This window comes from Chloroflexus sp. (assembly GCF_056331925.1).
In genome coordinates this window covers 74135-97703 of sequence record NZ_JBWGQH010000017.1, presented here as the reverse complement: position 1 = coordinate 97703, position 23569 = coordinate 74135, and the positions used below count along the sequence as shown (strand labels likewise).

At 55.3% G+C, this 23569-nt stretch carries 18 protein-coding genes; 8 read left to right on the top strand and 10 right to left on the bottom strand.

The genetic code is table 11. The features are described from left to right. Together AC01ZF_RS10675 and tkt are read right to left on the bottom strand one after the other, a co-directional pair. Positions 1–2471, bottom strand: a 2471-nt coding sequence (locus AC01ZF_RS10675) for an HYR domain-containing protein (RefSeq protein ID WP_476575347.1), incomplete at its 3' end; no start/stop codon positions are given. A 204-nt stretch (positions 2472–2675) separates the two neighbouring features. Then, positions 2676–4694 carry a transketolase gene (gene tkt / locus AC01ZF_RS10670; protein ID WP_424675167.1) on the bottom strand — a complete coding sequence of 673 codons (2019 nt, stop codon included), beginning with the start codon at positions 4692–4694 and terminating at the stop codon, positions 2676–2678. A gap of 248 nt (positions 4695–4942) precedes the next feature. Here tkt and AC01ZF_RS10665 point away from each other — a divergent pair, with 248 nt between their 5' ends. The 3 genes from AC01ZF_RS10665 (at position 4943) to hisF (ending at position 7428) form a co-directional block, all read left to right on the top strand. Continuing rightward, a complete protein-coding gene (locus AC01ZF_RS10665) occupies positions 4943–5440 on the top strand; it encodes a hypothetical protein (RefSeq protein ID WP_424675168.1) in 498 nt (165 codons plus the stop codon). Between the two features lie 320 nt (positions 5441–5760). After that, the gene (locus AC01ZF_RS10660) at positions 5761–6549 is read left to right on the top strand and encodes a YesL family protein (RefSeq protein ID WP_424675169.1); all 789 of its coding nucleotides are present in this window, start codon (positions 5761–5763) and stop codon (positions 6547–6549) included. 63 nt (positions 6550–6612) lie between these two features. Further along, complete coding sequence (gene hisF / locus AC01ZF_RS10655) at positions 6613–7428, top strand: imidazole glycerol phosphate synthase subunit HisF (RefSeq protein ID WP_424675170.1); 816 nt, start codon at positions 6613–6615, stop codon at positions 7426–7428. Between the two features lie 114 nt (positions 7429–7542). Here the strand turns inward: hisF and AC01ZF_RS10650 are convergent, their stop codons facing one another. Both AC01ZF_RS10650 and recJ read right to left on the bottom strand, forming a co-directional pair. Then, positions 7543–7665, bottom strand: coding sequence for a hypothetical protein (locus AC01ZF_RS10650; protein WP_424675171.1), 123 nt, complete (start codon positions 7663–7665; stop codon positions 7543–7545). A 140-nt stretch (positions 7666–7805) separates the two neighbouring features. Beyond that, on the bottom strand, positions 7806–9518 hold the full coding sequence (gene recJ / locus AC01ZF_RS10645) for a single-stranded-DNA-specific exonuclease RecJ (protein ID WP_424675172.1): 1713 nt from the start codon (positions 9516–9518) through the stop codon (positions 7806–7808). 428 nt (positions 9519–9946) lie between these two features. Here recJ and AC01ZF_RS10640 point away from each other — a divergent pair, with 428 nt between their 5' ends. Both AC01ZF_RS10640 and AC01ZF_RS10635 read left to right on the top strand, forming a co-directional pair. Further along, positions 9947–10747 (top strand): polyamine ABC transporter substrate-binding protein, encoded by an 801-nt coding sequence (locus AC01ZF_RS10640; protein ID WP_476575346.1) that lies wholly within the window; start codon positions 9947–9949, stop codon positions 10745–10747. Further along, positions 10744–13863, top strand: coding sequence for a response regulator (locus tag AC01ZF_RS10635; protein WP_476575345.1), 3120 nt, complete (start codon positions 10744–10746; stop codon positions 13861–13863). The genes AC01ZF_RS10640 and AC01ZF_RS10635 overlap by 4 nt, the downstream gene beginning before the upstream one ends. 60 nt (positions 13864–13923) lie before the next feature. Here the strand turns inward: AC01ZF_RS10635 and gpmI are convergent, their stop codons facing one another. From gpmI to AC01ZF_RS10610, 5 genes are read right to left on the bottom strand one after another with little or no spacing between them, the layout of a single operon-like run. Further along, positions 13924–15549, bottom strand: coding sequence for a 2,3-bisphosphoglycerate-independent phosphoglycerate mutase (gene gpmI / locus AC01ZF_RS10630; RefSeq protein WP_424675175.1), 1626 nt, complete (start codon positions 15547–15549; stop codon positions 13924–13926). A gap of 12 nt (positions 15550–15561) precedes the next feature. Next, on the bottom strand, positions 15562–15810 hold the full coding sequence (locus tag AC01ZF_RS10625; protein WP_424675176.1) for a hypothetical protein: 249 nt from the start codon (positions 15808–15810) through the stop codon (positions 15562–15564). A gap of 42 nt (positions 15811–15852) precedes the next feature. After that, on the bottom strand, positions 15853–17040 hold the full coding sequence (locus AC01ZF_RS10620; protein WP_424675177.1) for an FAD-binding oxidoreductase: 1188 nt from the start codon (positions 17038–17040) through the stop codon (positions 15853–15855). Positions 17041–17053: 13 nt separating this feature from the next. Next, positions 17054–18499: an FAD-binding oxidoreductase gene (locus AC01ZF_RS10615; protein WP_424675178.1), complete on the bottom strand. Its 1446-nt coding sequence runs from the start codon at positions 18497–18499 to the stop codon at positions 17054–17056. 2 nt (positions 18500–18501) lie between these two features. Then, positions 18502–18852, bottom strand: coding sequence for a hypothetical protein (locus AC01ZF_RS10610; RefSeq protein WP_424675179.1), 351 nt, complete (start codon positions 18850–18852; stop codon positions 18502–18504). Positions 18853–18987: 135 nt separating this feature from the next. Between AC01ZF_RS10610 and AC01ZF_RS10605 the strand changes: the two genes are divergently transcribed. Continuing rightward, positions 18988–19746, top strand: a complete 759-nt coding sequence (locus tag AC01ZF_RS10605) for a glycosyltransferase family 2 protein (RefSeq protein WP_476575344.1) — start codon at positions 18988–18990, stop codon at positions 19744–19746. On the opposite strand, the gene AC01ZF_RS10600 is transcribed toward AC01ZF_RS10605, so the two are convergent. Beyond that, entirely contained in the window at positions 19743–20399 is a 657-nt protein-coding gene (locus tag AC01ZF_RS10600) for a Crp/Fnr family transcriptional regulator (RefSeq protein ID WP_428132617.1), read from the bottom strand. The genes AC01ZF_RS10605 and AC01ZF_RS10600 overlap by 4 nt on opposite strands. Positions 20400–20520: 121 nt before the next feature. Between AC01ZF_RS10600 and AC01ZF_RS10595 the strand changes: the two genes are divergently transcribed. Beyond that, on the top strand, positions 20521–22227 hold the full coding sequence (locus AC01ZF_RS10595; protein WP_424675181.1) for a peptide ABC transporter substrate-binding protein: 1707 nt from the start codon (positions 20521–20523) through the stop codon (positions 22225–22227). 70 nt (positions 22228–22297) lie between these two features. Next, positions 22298–23359, top strand: a complete 1062-nt coding sequence (locus AC01ZF_RS10590) for an ATP-binding protein (protein WP_424675182.1) — start codon at positions 22298–22300, stop codon at positions 23357–23359. Positions 23360–23569 lie beyond the last annotated feature (210 nt).

Genomic DNA, 23569 nt, shown 5'->3' with positions numbered 1-23569 from the left:
ACGGCGACCGCCCCGCTGACTGCATCAACGGCGGTGGCGGTGAAGGTGACCGGCACTCCGGCCGGGCCGGTGGCTTCGCGCGTCAGGTTTGGCGGCAGCGTCAGAGTGGGCGCGGTCGTGTCGCCGACGGTGACCGGAAAACTACCGGAAGCGGTGTTGCCGGCGGCATCGGTAGCCGTACAGGTGACGGTGGTGGTGCCGAGGGGGAAGGTGCTGCCGCTGGCCGGCGTGCAGGTGACGGCGACCGCCCCGCTGACTGCATCAACGGCGGTGGCGGTGAAGGTGACCGGCACTCCGGCCGGGCCGGTGGCTTCGATGGTAGTAGCATCAGGAAGATTCAGAACGGGTGCAGTTGTATCAATAGTGAAAAAGAGCGACACGTCACTACCTAGGGGAATACCGCCCACGCTCGTCAAGGTAGCACAGGCCAACAAGCTATATTGGCCATCGGGTAACGGTTGAGCGGTCGTGGTAACAATAGTCGTCGCACCATCAACACGAACACCGGCCAGCAAATTAGGATTAGCGGCATCGCATGTGGTAGCAGCACCACTGAAAAGGCGATAATTGGCCGAATCGTTGCCGTTACGCAACAGCTCGGCAAACGTGAGACGTAACTCGTTGACTGTACCGCTGATCAGGTCACCATCGTTGAGAACGCTTGCAGCCGAACCATCACTCCATGCTGCACTCTGCACCGTTGGAGGAACGAAACTAAGCCGTCGTCCAAAAATCTCGAATTGACGGTTAGCGGGTACACCGTTGAGATAACTGCTCCACACCGTCATAAAACGACCGGTACCGGTGGCTACAAGGCGTGGCGCGACACGATGCCAATTCACCGGGTTATACAACGTTGAAGGAGGGGTTTCGGCCTCACCGTTCGGTAGCGGGCGAGCTAATCCGCTTGAACTAGCTTGAAACGCAGATGGTGCAAGCACTGGTGTGCTACCAATCAAGAAATTACCACCGCCAACCGGTGTGAGCGGCGTACTACCATCGGTATCGGCGTTGAAGCGTTGACCGTAAATCTCGAATCGATCATTAACGGTAGGATCGCTGCGCCACACGACGAGCCACTCTCGCTGATACGGGTCGTAGGCGAGATCGACATCGAGACCCTTGAAACGGTTATCAGTACCGTTGGAACTAAAACTGACCCGCTGGTTACTCACGCTTGTACCGAAACCGGTCGGTTGCCGTAAACTGACATATACCTCTTCAAACCCGTTCGTATTATCACCAAACCAAGCAACTAGATACTGATTACGGTCGGGATTGTGGGCAACCGCCGGGCGGTAGGCATCGCAGCTTGCATCCGCACAACCGTTGTTTTCACCAACGAAGCTGATACGGTGATCGTCGCGATAATTCGATCCAATACCTGGTAAAAGATGGGCTTGTGTGCCATCAGCGGCCAATATCTGCCCATAAATTTCAAACTCACCGTCTTCCACCCCGATCGCGTTATTATCTGCCGACCAGACCACGAACCATTGGTTATCGACGCTGTTGTAAGCAATCGCCGGTGTAACTGCATCGTAGTCGGGCCGCGTAGCGGGATTGCTCACATCGAAACCGGCACGGCTGACGAGAAAATCATTAGGTCCGATCTGCCCAATGAAGCGACGGGTAGGATGCGGATCGAGTGAAAAGCGCTGACAACGGATCTCAAACTCGCCACCCTGTTCGGCAAAACTCTGGCTCAGAAAACCATTCGCCCGATCATCAGACCAACAAATCAGAAACTCACCGTTCTGCGAATTGTAAGCCACTGACGGCGAGAAAGCATCCCAATCTGGTGTTCGCCCCGCGAAATTGGTGCGGTAGAACAGAACATTAATCTCAGAGATGCGGTCATCCTGGGGATTACCACACGTATCGCGAATCAGCAGATCGCCGTCAGCCGCTACCACCTGCACATATATCTCGAAAGCACCGGCAGCACGATAGCCAGCACGACCGGCGCTAGGATTAGCACAGTCGATCAGCGGATTCGTATTATCGGCAGTCCATGCAACGAGAAAGACATTATCACGCGCACTGTAGCTCACCACCGGGCTGTAAGCATCAAACGGATCGTTCGCAAGATCGTTCCCGTTGCGGCTAATCCGAAATGCCGTTCCACTCACTTCGGCGCCAGGAGCTGATGGTGGAAGCAAAACGCCGGTCACAGCATCAACAAACTGACCATAAATCTCGAATTCGTTTGTCCCACCACCGGCCCGTGGACGGACGAATACAACCAGATACTGGTTGGTAATCGGATTGTAGGCTACATCCGGCTCAAATGCATCTAAGGTCGGTGCAGCGAAGCTGATACGTTCATCGCTATCGCCGATCACACTGTTGAGCGTAATCTTCACCGCGGTATCCGGCGAAACGATTGAGCGCGCATGTACCGTCAGCGGATGATCTCCAATAATCCAAGTAATAACCAGCATGACTACAAGTGGCTGCCACCAACGCATACTTTCTCCTCATGATGCAACTGAGCAAGACAAACGCAGAGAATGATTGTGGGATGGGGAAGTGCTTACACTCTAAGGTAACAAGCGAGTATGTAGTGCTGGTGAATAGAAGCAACAAAGAGTAATGACAAAACCGTTATCAACAGAAACGGGCAGCCCTTCGTGGCTGCCCAAGCTCATCACATCACAGATCAAGCGGAAGTTTCAGGATTGGTGATGGCGTGATAACTGTGATTTTACCGTTGCCACAATCTGCTCGACGGTAAAGCCAAACTCAGTGTAGATACGCTGGAATGGTGCAGAGGCGCCGAAGCGATCAACTCCAATAATCGCACCCTCACAACCAACGTAGCGCTCCCAACCCAGCGACCGTCCCGCTTCAACCGCAACACGGGCCTTGACGGAAGGTGGCAGTACGCGATCGCGATAGGCGTGGTCTTGCCGATCGAACAACTCACGGCATGGCATACTGACCACCTGTACGGCGATACCCTCGGTCGCCAATTGATCGGCCGCTGCCAACGCCAGCGCCACTTCCGAACCGGTAGCAATGATGATCGCTTGCACCGGATCGGCAGCGCGTAAGACATAGCCGCCATACAACACACCATCGGCTGCCCCTAACTGGCTGCGGTCAAGCGTTGGTACATTCTGGCGTGACAGAATAATTGCCGTTGGACCATCAGTGCGGGTCAGCGCCAAGCGCCATGCCATCGCTACTTCGTTGGCATCACCCGGTCGCACCACAAGTAGGTTGGGAATAGCTCGCAACGCTACCAGATGTTCAATCGGCTGATGGGTGGGACCATCTTCACCAACACCGATGCTATCGTGGGTGAGGACGTAGATGACGCGCAGCTTCATCAGGGCTGCGAGCCGGATGGCGGGTCGCATATAATCGCTGAAAACGAGGAAGGTACCACCGTAGGGAATAATGCCACCGTGCAACGCCATACCGTTGAGGATCGCGCCCATTGCATGCTCACGCACACCGAAATGAAGGTTGCGCGCATTGAAATTATCACCGCTGATCGAGCCTAGCCCTTCCAGATAGGTAAAATCCGAGGTGTGTAGATCGGCTGAGCCGCCGAGCAAACCGGGTATAACCGGCACAAGAGCTTGCAGAACAGCACCCGACGCTACGCGCGTCCCCTTCGCCTTCGGGTCGGGCGGAAAGATCGGCAAGGCTGTTTCCCAACCGGTTGGCAACCCACCCGATTGCAACAAATCCCATTCGAGGGCCAGATCGGGATAGGCGGCTCGGTACCGTTTCAGCATCGCCTCCCATTCGCGTTGGCGCACCTCGCCAATCTCAACGGCCAATTGCATGTGGTCATAGACTTCATCAGGCACGTAGAACGGTGGTTCGGTCGGCCACCCTAATGCCTCTTTGGTCAAGCGCACCCCCTCTGCACCGAGTGGCTCACCATGGGCCTTATGGCTACCGGCACGCGGACTACCGTAACCGATCACGGTGCGGGTGATGATCAGCGATGGACGTTCGCTATCGGCAATGGCTTCGGCAAGTGCTAGGGCAACGGCGGCCATATTGTGGCCATCGGCGTAGAGGACTTGCCAGCCATAAGCGGCAAAGCGTTCGGCCACGTTTTCACTCCACGCTAAGTTGGTCGGTCCGACGAGCGAAATACCGTTGCTATCGTAAAGCACGATCAACTTACCCAAGCGAAGGTGACCGGCCAAGCTAGCTGCCTCGTGAGAAATCCCTTCCATCAAATCACCATCGCTGGCAATAACGTAGGTATAGTGATCGACGATGGGAAAGCCGACGCGGTTAAATTTCGTTGCCAGCCAGCGCTCGGCAATCGCCATCCCAACAGCAGTGGCGATGCCTTGTCCCAATGGGCCGGTCGTCATCTCAACACCCGGTGTTTCGTGATATTCGGGATGACCGGGAGTACGGCTTCCCCATTGCCGAAACCGTTTCAATTCATCAAGCGGCAGATCGTAGCCGGTGAGGTGTAAGAGAGCATAGAGTAACATCGAGCCATGACCGGCGGAGAGCACGAAGCGGTCACGGTTGGGCCAGTGAGGGTCGGAAGGGTTGTGCTTGAGAAAGCGCGTCCAGAGCACGTAAGCCGCATCGGCCATACCGAGCGGTAGACCGGGATGACCACTATTGGCTTGCTGAACGGCATCAATTGCCAAGGCGCGGATGGCGTTGGCACACAACTGGTCGATTGTAGAAGTTGCAGGTGCATCCATGTGGCAATGTCTCCTCTCTGAGTACCGGCGACAAGGACGGTACACGCGGCAAGATGCTCTTCTCATCATACCACCTCGCGCCGCGTATCGGTTACGTCGCTTTGAATCGAGTGCGGCGACCAACGAGTATGCCGTGAGATCAACCGACAACTGCGAATGTGATTGCCGGCATCCCACCTGAGCTTACTCCCTACAAACCGATCAAGATTTGTTATGATGTGATCGGAACCGTTATGAAGAGAGGCGTTATGTCTGATCTATTAGAACTCGAGACCGATCCGGCGATTGAGGGCTTATGGATAGCAATAGAGACAGCGCGTGCCCAGAGTTACCCTCTCACCGGCGCAGCTTTCCGTATGCTCCGGCCACCGCGTGATACGAACGAAGCGCTCGATGCTGCTGCGCGCGCGCTAGACTTTCAACCACTTGGGCCGCACTGGATCGAAGTGCCGCGGCGGATTGCGTCCAAGATTTTGACACACATCATTGCTCACGATCTCGCCTATCCTGATGAGATCGTTCCGGTCGCCCAAGCGAAGGAGTTGGCCGAACGGGTATTGGCGCTCGTTGGGCCACAAGCGCGCTATTTTACCAACGGTGCAATTAGCGGTGATTTTGCCATTTACGATGTGCGAGGCCAAGAAGTTGTCGGTTGGCGTTCACTTAGCGACGCACCGTTCGATCACGGTCTATTTGCGCTCAACGAGCGGCGGGTGGTCGTTTTGTGGGCTGAAGATGCACCGTAAGGAGCAGTAACGTTCGCACGGAAACCATCCTTTTGGTCGGGACCATGTGCTCGGCAATACATGCAGCATTATTTGTAAAACCCGACATTTGTATTGATCCATACCGGCTCATCGGTTTTTCGTGACTACGTTGATTCGGATGCGCATGTTTTTTCAGGAGTAGCCAGCTCGCCTTTTCCGCGAAATAGCAGTACAATACTTCATAATTAGTCTCGCTTGCATGGCAGTAGATCGCTGAGAGGTCAGTTATAGCGGCATGGTTTGACAATCCATCCGATGCGTATCTGAGCGTAATAGATTCCATTTTTTATTGAGTTACGATGATGCAACGCGAATCGTTTTTATCTTTGGCGAGTATTACCGCACCGTTTCGTGTATTCTGGGCCGCAGTGCGCGATTTGTTTGATGAGTTTTTGTTGCTGACATTTGCCAATATCATTTGGGCTGCCCTGAGCATTCCCCTCTTCAGCATTGCTTACGTGGCTATGGTGAGCAATGCCGCCGTGCCGGCGGCGGCAGCGGCATTGGCCGGCGTGATCCCGGCGGCGCCGGCGTTTGCCGGCTTGTATGTACTGAGTAAGCGAATTAGTGAAGGACGTGCCAGTAAACTGAGCGACTTTTTTGCCGGGATGTGGGCTTACGCCGGGATGGCGTGGCGCTTGTATGGAATCTGGATGGCCGGTTTTGTGTTGATTCTCTGGAATCTCGCCTTCTACGCCGGGGTGCCCGGTCTCTTGGGTGGAGTGCTGATCGGCTTTTTTCTGTATCTGCTTATGCTCTGGTCGGCGCTGATTATCTACGCTTTTCCGCTGATGGTGCTTCAAGAGCGGCCTTCCCTCCGTCAGATTGGGCGTAATGCGCTGATTCTCGTTATGAGTCGGCCTGTCTATACCCTCATCACAATGCTACTGATGGGATTTGTTTTGATGGTGAGCAGTGTGGTGTTGGTTGTTCCCTTCTTGTTGTTTGCCGTCGCTTTACTGGCATTGTGGGGTGTTCGTGCTACTCAATACTTGCTCGACGAAGCGCAAGAACAACAGGCCGCCACATCTGAGTCGGCGCCACCCGTTGAAGAGCGGGGCCGACGTGGGCAGGTACGCCCAAAATAGGCGTGTCGGTGATGCAGCGTGGTGAAATTGCTGTTTGAGCATGTGAAATACGAAAGCTGAGCTATGTTAACACGACGAATAATTCCATGTCTTGATGTGAAGGCCGGACGGGTGGTGAAAGGGGTGAAATTCCTCAACCATCGTGACGCCGGCGATCCCGTTGCATTGGCTGCTGCATACAATGCCGCCGGTGCCGATGAATTAGTGTTTTATGACATTACGGCCTCAAGCGATGAGCGAGCAATCATGGTCGAGGTCGTAGAACGAACCGCCGCCGAGGTATTTATCCCTCTGACCGTGGGTGGTGGGTTGCGTAGTGTTGAGGATATGTACCGCATGCTTCGGGCCGGCGCCGATAAAGTCAGCCTCAATACGGCGGCAGTCTACAACCCGCACCTGATTGCGGAAGGCGCCCGGCGGTTTGGTAGTCAGTGTATCGTGCTATCGGTGGATGCCAAACGGGTTAACGCACCAGGTGAACCACCGCGCTGGGAGGTGTTTACCCATACCGGTGCTAACCCACGACCGACGGGACTTGATGCTATTGCGTGGATCAAGCGTGGGATCGATCTCGGTGCGGGCGAAATCTGCATCAACAGCATGGATGCCGATGGTGCGCGGACCGGTTACGATCTTGAGCTACTGCAAGCGATTACTGCTATTTCGCCTGTGCCGGTGATCGCATCGGGTGGTGCGGGTTCGCCCGCTGATATGTACCGTGGCATCGTTGAAGGTGGCGCCGATGCAGTGCTGGCGGCATCGATCTTTCACTTTGGTGACTATTCCATCGCCGATGTCAAACGTTATCTGGCTGAACGCGGTGTACCGGTACGGCAGACGTTCGGATCTGAAGTGGACACTTCTAAAAGCAGTGCTTGAACGCTGCGCTATGCCAGATGATCGCCATCTGCGCTTCGTAAATGGCCATTCTCATCAAAGTGCAGGAGCCAATTCGGGTGGGTGCCGACCATCCACTCGACCTTACCGTCGATGTTACTTATCCGGTTGCTCGTGACCGGAGATACAGGCATAGACGACGGTTCTACACGCTGCATCGGTTTGCGTGCGAATCTGCTCGAACATACGCTGACCTCCTGCGGTACGTTCATCAGGCATGAACCGCTGCTTACTCCCAATGCCGCATGGTTGGTACCGAGCCACTCAGGGCGGCAGCACAGACATAACGCTTCGTCAGATGTATGCACCATAACGACGAGCAGTACAAGCCCTGGAGCCGTACCGGTGAGGGAAAACGCTTACCCTCCTTGCCCTGCCCGCCGAAAATCACGTACTAACAGACGCATCCGGCGCTGACCGTTCCATTCATCGACCGCGAGTTGGTAGGCAAGGTCGACGATGGGATGACGCTGGAGGGCAGCAGCGAAGTGACCGAAGTTAAACCCAATCGCTTCATAGACGTTAGTACCGGCGCGTACTCGCATACGCAGATGATCGCCGGTAGTGGTTGTCTGCGGATCGATCACCGTCACGTTAGGAGCCATAAACATCGGTGTTGGATTGCAATGCCCGAACGGTTCGAGTTGTTGGATAGCGTGGTAGACATCCCACGACAGCTCATCGAGGGGTAATTTCGCGTCGATCAGTAACCTTGGCGTTAGAAGTTCTTCTTTCAGATACTGTTTCCCTAGCGCCAACAGGCGTTGTTCGAACACCGGAATGTTGGCGGTATGGATGGTAAAGCCGGCTGCGGCTGTATGTCCCCCGTAGCGAACGAAGAGGTCGGCACACTGATCGAGCAGCTCGATGATATTGACACCGGGGATCGACCGTGCCGATCCGCGTGACGTTTCGTTACCTTGTTCGATGACAACTACCGGGCGATGGTAACGTTCGACTAACCGTGCAGCGACCAAACCAAGGAGACCGGCGTTGAAGTTCGGGTTGGTCAGCACGATCAAGGGCTGATCAGCCCGACCGCTTGTATTGACTAATTCTTCGGCTATTGTCTGTAACTGACGGGTGATGCTCTGTCGCTCACGGTTGGTAGCATGCAAGTCGGCCGCAATCGCATCGGCGGTGGCCTGATCGTCGGCGAGTAGCAATTCATAGGCGCGGCGGGCATCGTCGAGCCGACCGGCAGCATTGAGGCGAGGAGCCAGACTAAAGGTAACACCTCCGCTATCGACGGCACCCGGCGTCAGACCGGCGACCGTGATCAATGAGCGCACGCCGGGTCGGTTCGTCTCGTTCAGCGCAAGTAAGCCTGCCCGTACCAATACCCGATTCTCGTCAACGAGCGGCCCCATGTCGGCTATTGTTCCCAATGCAACCAAATCGAGCAAATCACGCCCACGCAAGTGAGCCGGACGTTTTCCGTAACGAGCCAGTGCCTGCACCAATTTGAACGCAATGCCGACACCTACCAGCCCTTTGAAGGGATACGCGCAATCAGGTTGTTTGGGATTGATGACGGCATAAGCCGATGGTAACTCATCTGGGGGGTGGTGATGGTCGGTTACGATCACATCCATCCCCAGTCGGTTGGCCTCAACGACTTCAGCCACATTCGAGATACCACAATCGACGGTAATGAGCAGGTGAACACCGTCGGCAGCCAACTGACCGATTGCTACATTGTTGAGACCATAACCTTCGCGGGCCCGGTGAGGAATGTATGGTCGGATCTTCCCTCCCATCGCTCGGATAGCCTGGATGAGCAGCGCAACCGCCGTGACTCCATCAACATCAAAGTCGCCGTAGACGGCCATGCGTTCACCGCGATCGATGGCGGTGGCGATCCGAGCTGCTGCTTCTGCCATACCACGCATGCGCAGTGGATCGTGCAATCCGGAGGTGTAATCGGCGGCCAGAAACGCATGCGCTGCTTCCGGTTCGTGAAGCCCGCGCTGGTATAGCAGGGTCGCGAGTACGGGATGAAGGTTTAGTTGGGCGATGAACGTGGCGGGAGCCGGTGGACGTACCTCCCAGCGCTGACGGCGAGCTGACATACACATCACTCCTGTGATAGGGGCAGGGTTGAGCAGGCGGCGTTTATTATACTCCGCTTTCATCCTGCCGCATATGGTAACGGCTGTTGCTCGGCATGATTCCATGGCCGGTAATAATGCCGTGCTATCATGAAAACCGTGGAGAAGGCCAAAATGTTACGCACAATATTTTATCAATGCGGTTACTTTGTAGTACCACCTGTTTGTTAATATGGCTGTTGGTCGGATGTACTGCCTCGCCACTCCCACCGACACCAATCCCACCATCGATCATTTTACGGGTTCTCAATCGAGTGACGTATATTGATCAACAATTGCTTGAACAGTTTACAGCCGAAACAAATATTACGATTGATTATCATACGTATAATAGTAGTGAAGAGGCGTACAGATTGCTCACAAACTCGTCCTAACCTTTCGATCTGATCGTGGTCAGCGATGTCTTAGTCGAACAGTTGCGCCATGAGGGGCAGTTGGCCGTTCTCGATCAACAACAACTCTCTTATGTAACTCATCTTGATCCGGTGTATCGTCGAACCTATCTCGATCCAGAGTATCGCTTTTGTGTTCCCTATCTATGGCGGGTTGCCGGGTTCGGCTATAAACTCACGAAAACCGGTCGCCCGATTACAAGTTGGGATGATGTTTTTGACCCTCATTACAATGAGAGATTGACTCTGCTCGATGATGCTCGCTCTACGCTTGGTATGGTCTTGATTAAGCTCGGCTACAGTCCTAATACCAGCGATCCGACGGCAATTGGGGCTGCCCGTGATTGGTTGCGTGAACGTGCTGAACGGATTACCGGTTTTGCGGCTGATAACGGTCAAGATTTACTCGCTAATGCGAGTACCGACATTGTCGTGGAATGGAGTGGTGACATCTTACAACGAGCCGCCACCGATCCGGATATTCAGTTTGAAATCCCTGCTGAAGGTTCACTCCTCGCGACCGATAGTATGTGTATCCCGATCGATGCGCGTCACCGGCCGGCTGCCGAGCAGTTCATGAACTTTATCTTAAAGCCTGAAAACAGTGCAATGTTGGCGAAAACCACCTATAGTAGCACGCCTAATCGGACTGCGTGGTCATGGCTCGATCCTGAGCTGCGAACCCTTATGCAGGAGTATCAATCGCTCGAAAACGAGGGTCGCCTGTTTCGCCTGGTTGATGTGCTACCATCGGTGCGTGAACTCTACCGAGGAGCCTGGCGTGAGGTACAACAATGACCGGATCGGTGCCACGCTTACATCGCCGGTTGTTCGTCGGTGTTATAAGCGCAGTGGCAGGACTGTTGATCGTATCAGTAGTTGGGGTATGGTGGCAAGCCTTCTGCTACCAACAAGCTAGTGAATATCGCCAACAGATTGCTCAGGCGCGTGAGGCGGTGTTTCGATTGGAAACGACCTTCTTGAACGCCCGTCAATTGGATCAGAAACTCATTGACATTGCTGTTCATAACCGCAGCGTAGACCCAGCGCTCATTGTCGAGTACACCGAGGCAATGCAGGTGGTGCTTCAAGCACAGGCAACCTTGAAATCGTTGCGAACGGCTATAGCCGAGGTTGAGCCATGGATCGGCCAGATTGAGCGTCTGCTTATTCAATATCAAACAGCGGTCGGTCAGGTGATTGCACAAATAGAGCAACGCCAGCATGCTGACGGGATCGAGTCGGTATTGTTACATCATCGTCGTGCCCTTTGGTTGTTGCTTGCCCAGAATGGTAATGAACTGCACGAGTTGAATTTGCGGCTCGCCCTGGATGAACAAGCGTACTTTGCGACATTACGACAAGAATATGTGGATAATGTCCGGTTACGGCTGCGTCGACTGCGCATGCAATCTTCCCAACTATCGGCAAACAATCGTGAGGCGGTTCAGCGAGGAATTGCGGCGTATGAACAGACATTTTTGCGTCTCGTCGAGCTGAACCGTGAATTAGATCGTAGCAACCTTGTGCTGCACTATTGCACCACCGATATACGTGCGTCGATCCAGGGACTAACGCAAGCGATTGCGGTTGCTCAACAGCGGGTCAACGAACAGTTAAACGTTGCTTTGCAGATCGGCTACGGATTGAGTGCTTTGCTGATAATCGGTAGCGTTGCCATCTTTATCGTCGCGGGTTGGTTTATTGATCGCTATTTCACGCAACCGTTGGTGACATTAACTCAGGCGGCACAGCGCGTCGCAAGTGGTTGGCGTGATACGACGATCCCTTTAGTTGGTACCGACGAGATTGGTACACAGGCGCGAGCCGTGTATCAATTGACGACAACCCTCAATCAGACGATTGTCGGTCTAGAGGAGTGCGTTGCGCAGCGAACAGCTCAACTCCAGGCTACACTGGCTGAAAAAGAGGCGTTGCTTACCCGTGAACTTCAGCGTAATCGCCGTGACCAAACCTTAGTCGACCTTAGTCTGGCTCTGAATAGTCAGTCTACCGAAACAGCCATCTATCGCTGTTTAGTTGATACGCTGGCAACTAACCAAGATATTGACGACCGGATCGGCGTCTATACGCACGATCCAACTAGCGGTTTATGGATACCACAGGTGACGAACAACTACCAGCATTACCCATGGTTACGACTAACTACACCGCCAACGCTCTTTCAGGCACAGAGTAGTCCGCTCTACATTCCCGATCTGAGCCAGCACGTAATCAGTACACTGCCGGAAGCCCAAGGTTCGGCAGTCGTGGCGGTGATTCAGGTTGACGATCAGCCCCATGCACTCCTTGTGATCTACCGTCCAACCGCCAACGCCTTTCGTGATGATGAGATTGCATATTTTGGGATTGCGGCCCGTTTTGTCGGTCAAGCAATCACACGGGTACGATTGGTCACCTCGTTGCGGCAGGCAAAAGAGGTTGCTGAAACCGTTAATCGTGAGCGAACCGTCTTTCTCGCTCGGTTTGATTACGATCTACGCAGCCCACTCAATACGATTATTATCGTGAGCGAAACGCTGCGCGATGTGCTGCGCGATCAGCCGGCTGTCGCCGAAGATGTCGGGAAGATTGCCCAAGCCGGTCGCCGATTATTAGCACGACTAAATGTCTTACTCGACAGCGCCAAAATCGAAGCCGGTATGTTGACGTTACAGCCAGAACCGTTTGCGCTCGATACGTTGCTCGATAATGTGGTTGATGAACTGATGCCTTTAGCGCAACACAATCAGAATCGCCTTGAACTGAAACGCCCTGATCATCTAGGTCTGATGGTTGCCGATCTGAACCGTTTGCGGCAGATCTTGATTCACCCCTTCCGCTTTATTGCGACGATGACGCAGCGTAGCGTGATCCATCTGCACGCTCGTAGGTATGGATCTGAACAGCGTGAGTGGTTTGAAGTGATACTCCGTGATAACTCGTTAATGTTGTCTCCTGAGCAGGTACAGATCCTCTTAACGCCATTTGTTATTCCACCGACCGACCTGTGTCATGGTGATGCATGTCACGGACTAGCGTTAAGTCGTCAGTTGTGTGAATTAATGGGTGGAACGTTAGTGATCCAACCGTTGGTGCCGGGCGGTACAATTATTACGATCCGTATTCCGATTGCCCGTTTGGATGCAGATGATGAGAACATCGTATTGCTCCATCACCGGTCTCCCACCGATATTGTGGTAGTTACCGTGTATGAAGCAAGTCTGTTGCAGGCGAGGCTGGAAGGGGTCGGTTGGCGGGTGCAGCGCGCCACCTCACTGGACGAGGCGATAAGTCAGTGCGCTGAACCACCAAAGGCTCTCCTTATCGATCTGCCGGTTGATCGGACGCCAACAGAAGTGGAAGTGACGGTACGTGCTGCCGGTTGGGAGGAAACTGCTATTGTATGGCTGAGTGCTGTCGATCTCGGTGATATTGGGGTGTTACGTGCGATATGGCCGGGTGATCCAGATGAGGTGGTTCGAGTTTTGCAGACGATAGTACCTCGTGTGCAATCCACCAATCTGACGGTACTGGTGATCGAGGATGAAGCGTCGACGCGATTGATGATTCGGCGTTTGTTGGAAAGCGACGGTTGGTCTGTGCTAGAAGCCGCTCGTGGTACCGAGGGTCGGCGTCTTTGGTATACAGCACGACCGCGATTAGTGATATTAGATCTGGTGTTACCCGATTGTGATGGTCTGACGATGTTACAGGAACTCCGTCAAGAGTTGAGCACGCCGGTGATCGTCATTACGACACGTATCCTCAGCCGCGAAGAATTGGAGATGTTGGATAAGCTGCACATTATTGTATTGCAAAAAGGTCGCTACCGACGGAGCGACCTTCTTACACTCGCGCGCAAGCTGACGAGCAGAACCGAGGATTGCCAAGGCAGGTGTGAAGGTGGATGAACAACTCACGCCATCTTGCGCGGAGCGATGGAGGGGCGGGAATAACCCGCCCCTCTCCGTTTACTGCTGGTTGCGCACAATCAAGCTCCGTCCGGTCATATCAGCCGGTGGTGTCAATCTAAGCAGTTCGAGTAACGTGGGGGCAACATCGGCCAAACGCCCACCGTTGCGCAAACGGATGGCATCTTTGCCGTAGCCGGGGCCACCGACCAGAAAGCACGGAGCTGGATTGGTGGTATGAGCGGTATGTGGTCCCCCCGTTTCCGGATCGATCATCTGCTCGGCATTACCATGATCGGCGATCACGAGTGCAACTCCACCACGTTCGAGAATCGCCGGTACGACCCGCGCCAAGCCAGTGTCAACCGCCTCGCACGCCTTGATAACGGCCGGAATGCTGCCGGTATGACCAACCATGTCGGGGTTGGCATAGTTGACGACAATAAAGTCATATTGATCGCTCATGATCGCTTGTAAGAGTGCTTCGGTCACTTCAGGAGCACTCATTTCAGGCTTGAGGTCGTAAGTAGCGACTTTCGGCGACGGAATGAGTCGGCGATCTTCGCCAGGAAATGGCTCTTCGCGCCCCCCGTTCAGAAAGAAGGTAACGTGCGGATACTTCTCGGTTTCGGCAATGTGGAATTGGCGCATCCCGGCCTGGCTGATGACGGCAGCCAGCGGAGTGGTCACATACCGTGGCGGAAACGCGACGAGGACCGGCAACCCCTCTTCATACTGGGTCATCGTGACAAAGCACAGATCGTGCAGTTGGCGGTCACGCTGCCAAATCTGCGGTGGTAACGGCTGTCCTTCGGCCTTTTGCCGTTTGTAGTGTTGCCGAATCCGTTCGTTGAGGTCAGGGTCGACGAACGCACGGGTCAATTGGCGACCGCGGTCGGGTCGGAAGTTGGTAAAAATGACTGCGTCACCATCGCGTACCGTTGCTACCGGTGTACCATGAGCATCGACAATAACCGTTGGTAAGACAAACTCGTCACTGATATCGTTCGCGTAAGCAGCTTCAATCGCAGCCCGCGCCGACGTTGCTCGCTCACCGATCCCGTCAACTAAAGCTGCGTAGGCGCGTCCGGTTCGTTCCCAACGCTTGTCACGATCCATCGCGTAGTAGCGACCAGATACGGTGGCGATTACACCGACGCCGAGACGGGCGATAACCCCTTCGAGCGTGTCGAGAAAGCCAAGCGCACTGCGTGGTAGCACATCACGTCCGTCGAGGAACAGGTGCAAATAGACGCGACGTACCTGCTGGCGATGGGCTAATTCGAGGAGGGCATGCAGATGATCTTCGTGTGCATGCACCCCACCGGGACCAAACAAACCCATCAAGTGGAGCGCCGAATCGTGCTGCTTGACGTGTTCGATAGCTTGTAAGAAAGCGGGATTAGTGAAGAAATCACCATCGGCAATCGCTTTACTAATCCGTGTCAATTCTTGGTAGACGATAAAGCCGGCTCCGATATTGAGATGCCCAACTTCAGAATTGCCGATTTGTCCTTCAGGCAACCCAACATCCAACCCTGATGCTCCCAGCGTAGTGAATGGACACGTCGCCATCCACTCGTCTACGTGTGGTGTATCGGCCAAATCGGCTGCGTTGCCGGGTCCGGGTGGAGCAACGCCCCAGCCGTCCATAATGATTAATACCACCGGGCGTGGTCGGATCATAGATATTTCTCCTTATCCCAGTCCAAATGCTACTTGGGCAATGCGCCATGCTGCCAGTAAGCCTAGCAGTGTGGCGCCAACGAGGGGTAGTACGGTGAGGAGGATGCTCCAAATACGTTCACCAATCGAGGGATTGGTGGTGACAAATCCACGCAGCAATTCACGTTGTATCGCTTGCCAACCGCCCCATAAGGTAGCGATGGCTACTCCTGCAAAGACAATTGCTGCCCCTAATGCGATGAGTGAACCGATCAGTGCCATACGCTCTCCTTTTGCGATCCAACGTTCTGCGCAATTGTTGTCCTATGGTATAAGCCAGCGGCCCGGATTAAGAATCCCTGCGGGGTCCCAGCGTTGTCGGAGCGTGTGCATAAGATCGATACTCGGCGGTGGAGGTCCCCAACGATCGATCCCGTGAGGGCCATATTCGACGACGACATAGCCACCGATCCCACCTAACGTTTGCCGTAATGCCGGGAGATGGGAAGCTGCCGCCACCGGCCACCGTGCGTAGCATAAGCCAAGACCTGGAAAGATCGTGAGGTTGGGTTGAGCAATCTGGAGCGTTGTGTCTACGGCTGTCGTCAACCCATAATCAGGGACGCCGATCCGCAGCCAGAGAGTTTGATCCGGTGGCGGCATAGCCGGTGTTGACCACCATACGCGATCATCGTGTTGCACGGTCACATCTCGATGACGCCCACACCGATCCGCTGCTAGCGCAAGTTGGCGCGCAACTGCCGCAGCAACGCCGGCAAAACGCACCGTTAGCGTTACCGTTTCGTTAACCGTTATGATCAGAGCTACCGGTTGGAGCGGTGGTTGACGTAGCGCAGTTGCGGTGTGCAGAGCTTCGGTTACGGTTGGGAGTGTCACCCGCAGTGACGACATTTGTTCTGGCAGGGGAGCGACTTTGAACGTAGCCGTCGCAATCACGCCGAGCGTGCCGAATGCGCCAAGGTGCAGTTTGTGGGTGTCGTAACCGGCAACGTTTTTCACCACCCGTCCACCACTCTGGACGAGGCGGCCATCACCGAGGACAACTTGCATCCCGAGCAACCATTCACGCGGTCCACCGTAGCCTAAGCGCAATGGCCCCCATGCCGCCGTCGCCAACAAACCGCCAATGGTGGCATCGAGTGGTGCGAAGGGGTCCCACGGCAACCACTGGCCCTGTGCAGCCAAGTGCGATTGAACTGTACCGAGCGTGACGCCGGCTTCGACCATCACTACCAAATCGGCAGGGTGGTACTCAATCAGCCGGTCGAGTCGACGGAGATCGAGGGCGACATCATACCGTGTTGGTGGATTGGTCAGCCACTGACGGCTTCCAGCACCCCATGGCACTATCGCTGTATGGGTACGGGCTGCTTCACCAACGACTGTTGCCAGTTCGGCAATGGTCGTCGGTTGTACGACTCGCTGTGGTTGCTGTCCGGCGAGCGTGTAGCCGGCCGGGAGCGCAATTGAAGGCGTATCAGAGATTTGCATTGGTGCGCCTGTATTAAATCCATGCTCCCCGATCGAGAGCGCGTAATGCACCGCGCGCGTAGCGAATATCGGCACAACTGCTACCGCTGGGTAACAGCTTGCAGGGGTTCATGAACCCGTTCGGATCAAAGACGGCGCGCACATCAGCAAAGGCGGATAGATCGGCAGGGCCGAAGATCCACCCCAGATAATTGCGCTTTTCAATCCCGATCCCGTGTTCGCCGCTGATGGTACCGCCGGCAGCGACACAGGCCTGGAGTATTTCTTCACTTGCAGCAATCGCCCGTTCTAAGGCACCAGGATAGCGTACATCGAAGAGCAACAGCGGATGAAGATTGCCATCTCCAGCGTGAAAAATATTGACAATCGTGATCTGATGGCGTTGAGCAACTGCTTCGGTAAGACGGAGCAGTTCGGGTAAGCGTGAACGTGGCACTACACCGTCTTGGATGTGATAATGCGGGGCAATGCGGGCACACGCCGCCAATGCACCTTTGCGTCCGGCCCACAACTTAGCCCGTTGGGCTTCATCACGGGCCGCCCGTAATTCGCGGACACCGTGTTGATGGCAGAGGGCCTCGATCTGGTAAGCTTGCGCCGCTATCTCCTCACTCAAACCATCGATCTCGATTAACAAGACTGCCCGAGCATCAGCTGGATAGCCGGCCTGCACCGCTGCTTCAACCGCAGCAATACCTTGCCCGACTAACATCTCCAGCGCCGCAGGGATAATGCCGTGAGCAATAATGGCCGATACCGTTGTGCTGGCCGCATCGAGATCATCGTAAATAGCGAGGAAGGTTTGCACTGCTTCCGGGTTAGGAGTCAGTTTGACAAGCGCTTCGGTGACTATACCGAGCGTACCTTCGCTACCTACAATCACACCAAGCAAATCGTAGCCGGGCATATCGAGCGCAGCGCTACCAAACTCGACAATACGCCCATCGCCGAGCACGACCGTGGTTGCCAAGACGTGGTTGGTCGTCACCCCATATTTCAAACAGTGCGGTCCACCGGCATTGGTCGCGATATTCCCACCAATCGTGCTCGCCCGTTGGCTACTCGGATCGGGGGCGAAATGGAGGCCATACGCATTGGCGGCAAGGCTCAGATCACTATTCACCACACCGGATTGGACACGTGCGGTCCGGGATATTGGGTCGATGGCAAGAATGCGATTGAGACGGGCCAGTGAAATGACCAGACCACCCTGTTCGGGCACCGAACCACCGGCAAGACCGGTACCGGCGCCGCGGGCAACAATCGGTACGCCGAGCTGTGCCGCCACCCTAACGCAAGCTGCCACTTCAGCAGTTGTGCGAGGGACAACAACGACCTCCGGCGTCCCCTGATCAAGTGCTGAGCCGTCATATTCGTAGAGCAATAATTCTTCGGGACGGCGTAGCACGATTGTCGGATCAACTACAGCGAGCAGGGCGGCAATAAGTTCGTCACGCATAGCTACTTGGTACGCACACGGCGCTTCAAATCAAATACCGGTCGACGAAATGTCAGAATATCAAGCGTTCCTCGTGGGTATGAACGGAGCACGAGCGCCAAGCCACGCGGGTGTCGCCGCCAGATACCGGCCAAGGCGAGGCCGATGAGCATAGGGGTCATCACCCATACCAAGACCGGTGTCCCGTTGTTGAGAATGATCGAACCGAGACCGATTCCCACCAACAGCCATTGTGCGGCTGCAACCAGCAGCATTCGTTCACGAAGATGGTATAACGCGACCAGATACGCTACGACGTACCAGCCTGATAGCAAGACCATCGCGATTAGCAACCACCAAACCAGGGTTGTCATACTCCTCACTCTTTTGCTTATCTGCTAGTGGCATGATAACACACTGTATTGCCGGTGATGATGGTTAGAACGATAGGGCTTGTGCGCTATGGTATAATCAGCCGGCACGACATTTGCCGGCACAGGAGTTTTGATATGGACAAGCGTCCGAGTATCAGCGCCTTTTTCCCCGCCTGCAACGATGCCGGTACGATCGGTAGTATGGTTGTTGCAGTGATTGAGACGTTAGAAGAGATTACCGACGATTACGAAGTGATTGTGGTCGAAAATGGTAGCACCGATTACACGGTCGAGGTGTTGGAGGCGCTGGCGAAGCGGTACGATAAATTGCGGGTCTACACCCATCGGCAAGCACTCGGCTACGGGGGAGCATTACGGGTTGGCTTCGCCAAAGCAACGAAAGACCTTATCTTTTACACCGATGGTGATGCCCAGTACGATCCACGCGAGTTAAAACTGCTGCTACCGGCTTTGCGTGATGACATTGATGTTGTTAACGGTTGGAAAATCGACCGTGGCGATCCACTGCATCGTATCATTATCGGGCGAATCTACCATCATACCGTCAAGTTTCTGTTTGGCTTTAAATTGCGTGATGTCGACTGCGATTTTCGCTTAATCCGCCGTCACGTATTCGATGACATTGAATTAGAATCGGACAGTGGTACGATCTGTCTGGAGCTTGTGAAGAAGTTGCAAGACGCCGGTTACCGCTTTGCCGAGGTACCGGTGCATCACTATCACCGCACCTACGGCAAGAGCCAGTTTTTTAACTTCCCTCGGCTATGGCGCACCTTCGTGCAACTGATCGGGTTGTGGTGGAAATTAGTGGTACGGCGCGAGCATATGCGTAAGCGCAAAAATCATGCACCGGCCAAACAGTCAACTCCCTAGCTCTGGGCGAGTTCACGCAGCCGCGACGGGTTGAGCAGCGTAATACCTGAGCTATCGATGTCGAGCAGACGTGCGTCGCGAAACTGGTTGATCACTTTGGTCACCGTCTCGCGGTACGCATTAATCATATCGGCAAGCTGTTGATGGGTACGTCGTGGTACACGTGTTGGTTGTGGTGCTGCCGCCGGCTGTGTTTCCGACATCTCGAGCAAAACCGAAGCCAACCGTGCCGGCACCGACTTGAAGGCAACCTCCTCAATCCGACGACTCACAATGAGCCGTTGCTGACCGAGCAGTTCGAGCATGGCGGCTGCCAATTCACCGTCAGCCGCAACCAGCCGCAACGCTTCTGGCCGCGGAACAACCAGTGTTCTCACCGGTGTCAATGCTTCGGCGAATGTGTCATATCCCGTATCGCGTTCAAGCGCACTCAAACCGAACATCTGCCCACTTTCGACGACGCGCACGGTTAGCAGACGGCCTTCATGCGAAGCAAGATGCAGCCCTACCTGTCCCTGCTCGAGGAGGTAGAGTGCTTGTGCCGGCTGTGCCGGCGTGTATATCGTGCTGTGCCGGCGAAACATTTGCCCACGCCCGATAGGAGCTAACCGGCTCCAGACTATCGATTCCGCTTCATGCAGCCGTGAGGTCATGCTTTTCCCTTTCCGTGCCATCTCGACCGGACAGTATGGTATCTGATCGCTATAGTATTGTACCATAAGCTTGAGTCAATAACCGTTCCGGCAAGATGAGTGTTAGTATAATGTGTAGCATATGAAATTATCTCTGCTCCCTCAGCGTGGTCGCCGATGTTTGATGTTGATTGTGGTGAGTGTGTGGCTGGCAGCTTGTGGTTGGACGGTTCCTCCCACGCCGGTCGTACCGGAACCACCGACACCAACCCTACCGCCAACACCATCACCGTTACCGCGAGGTGGAGTACTCAACCTGCGCATTGGCGCTGATATTACCGATATACGACCGTGGCAGCCTCGTTCACGGGGTGAGGAATATCTGATCGGTTTACTATACAGTGGGTTGATGCGGCTTGATGCCGATCTCTGGCCAACTCCCGATCTGGCCGAACGACTTGATATTGATGCAAGCGGTCGCGTCTTGACCTTCACCTTGCGCCCCAACTTACGCTGGCACGATGGTCAACCACTGACCGCCGCCGATGTGCTCTTTACCCTCGAAGCGTTGCGTAATCTACCCGAAACTAGTACCGCATTGTTAGCCGATCTACGTTATATTGCCACCGCTTCGGCCATTGATGAGCGCACGGTCGTCATCGAACTACGGAGTCGTTATGCGCCGATGCTTAGCTTATTGGCTGTGCCGATCTTGCCGCGCCACCTCTTCGCCGATCGTGATGTGAGCAAGATCAACTTTCTCGATCAGCCGATCGGAAGTGGCCCGTTTCGCTTGATCGAACGGCAAGCAGGTGTGAGTTTGACCCTCGAACGCTTTGAGCAGTATCACCACGGGGCGCCGTTGTTAGATCGGGTGGTGTTGTCGGTGATTCCAGAAACGGTGCTGGCCCAACGTGCGTTGCGCGATGGTCAATTGCTTGTGGCCGAATTGCCGTGGGGCGCGCAAGAGGCGCTCGCCGATGTAGCTTCCTTGCGCAGCGGCAGTATTCCCGAAAACGGGGTCTATTTTCTGGCGTTCAATCTCCGTCCTGGTCGGCCATTTGCCGATGTGCGCTTACGGCAAGCTTTAGCTACGGCTATCGATTTGCCGCGTTTGGTAGAGACGGCGACCAAAGGCGGCGGAATACCGGTAGGGAATGGCGCGTTGCCAGGGAGTTGGGCGGATATGACGCCACCGGTAACGTCGGGTGATTTGCCGGCGGCACGCGCACTGCTCGATGCCGCCGGTTGGACGTTGCCGCCGGGAGCTACGATCCGTCAGCGCGAAGGCGTACCGCTGATTGCCCGCCTTTATGTGCGTAATGACGACGAACGGCGGGTAGTGGCAGCCCGGCGGATTGCAGAGATCGCTGCCAGTATTGGGATACAGATTGAGGTCGAGCCGGTCGATTTCGCCACCGTCATACTCGCACGCTATGTTGCCCCCTACGACTTCGATCTCTTGTTAGGCAGTTGGCTCAACGGAGCCGGTGACCCGACGTTCGGCGATACGATGTTCTACGATCCCGACGATTTTGCCCTCTTTCATTCTAGCCAGCTCGAACAGGGGCCGGCTGATACACGGGTGACACGCAATTTCGTCGGATTTAACGATCCGATCTACGATGAACAAGCGTTGATTGCACGCCAACTCTACGGCCGGGAAGAGCGGCGCAGCGCCATCGCTCAGGTGCAGAGCCGGATCGCCACCGAATTGCCCTATCTCTACCTGTGGGTCGACCGAACCGCCGTAGTGCTCGCTACACGCCTGTACACACTCGATGGGCCAATTGATCTGAGTACGCCGCGCTTTTTGTGGAATATCGAGCGCTGGTATCTTCAGCCGTAGGTGCGGCAATGGAGTGATGTTCGGCACGGCATAGTATCGCTGAACATCCGTATCACTGAGAGGTATATCGATGACCAATCCGTTCGGTGAACGTGGTCGCATTACCGATCCGGGGAAGTTTGTTGGGCGTTGGCGTGAGTTGGGCGCAGCGTGCGAGCAGCTCGAACGCCGGCGACCGCTCTTGCTCTATGGGCCGAGTGGTAGTGGCCGTTCGTCGTTATTGACCCATTTGGCCCAAGCAGCCGGCGCAGTGCTCGAAATACCTGATCTCAATGCCTTTTACCTCGATCTGGCGTTACTGCCTGATGCCACAACCACCTACAGTCTCATTGTGCGTGCGCTCGGTGGAAGTGAACCAACTATCACCGCGCTTGAGCGTCGGTTGGCCGCCAATGGTCGACCGGTGCTTATCTGCCTCGATGGGGTCGAAACGGCGATTGCTGCCGGCTGGGGCGAGGAGTTGCTCGAACACCTTGGGCGGCTAGCCCGACGCAGTGCGCCTGGCTACCACGGCGTCGCCGGCCCGAATGGTCAGCGGATGACCTACGACTTGATGGTCGTCGGAGCAATACGTGGTACGCCGCCGCTGCTGAGCGAACCGTTTGCCACCGTCCGCCTCGGGCCACTCAGCTTTGCCGAAGCGCGCATGCTGCTCGACAGCTACCTTGACGAGGGTGAAACTCGGTTTAGCGTCGATGAGGTGCGCGAACTGATGGCGCTTAGTGCCGGCCAACCAGCCTTCTTACAGCGAGCAGCGTATCATCTCTACGAAACTCGCCGTCGCCCCACATACCGCTGGCGGAAAGCCTACCGAGCCGAATTGCGCGCCGACCCACCGGTTGATAATCCGCTCCCCCCGGCTATTTTCGAGGCCGAAGACGACGAAGAGAATGATGACACTGAACCGTCCGAACTGCTACCGAACGAACGTCAGCCTCGTGTCCGCCGTCGGCGCGCGCCGCTCCCGCCCGGCGACGATCTCCGTCCCCTGATCGCTGCCGTCGGCCCATTGCTGGCCGGACTGGTCGGGATGCAGGCCAGTAACTCGTGGTCGGTGGGGGCTGCGATTGGGGCAGCCGGCTATCTTTCGGTTATTCTCTGGAACTGGCGTCAGCAGAATGATCGGGAATGAGCAGTTTGTTTCGGCCCATTGCTAGCCGGGCTGGTCGGGATGCAGGCCGGTTATTCGTGGTTGGTGGGGGCTGCGCTGAGAAAGCTTCGCTATGCTAAGATTGCTCGAGCGCTGTCGTGCCTGCGAAATGGCAAGAGTGCGCGGTGGTCTGCGCAAACACACCCCTGTCATGTCGAACAGAGCGAGCCATCTTCAAGAGAGCGCGGTGGT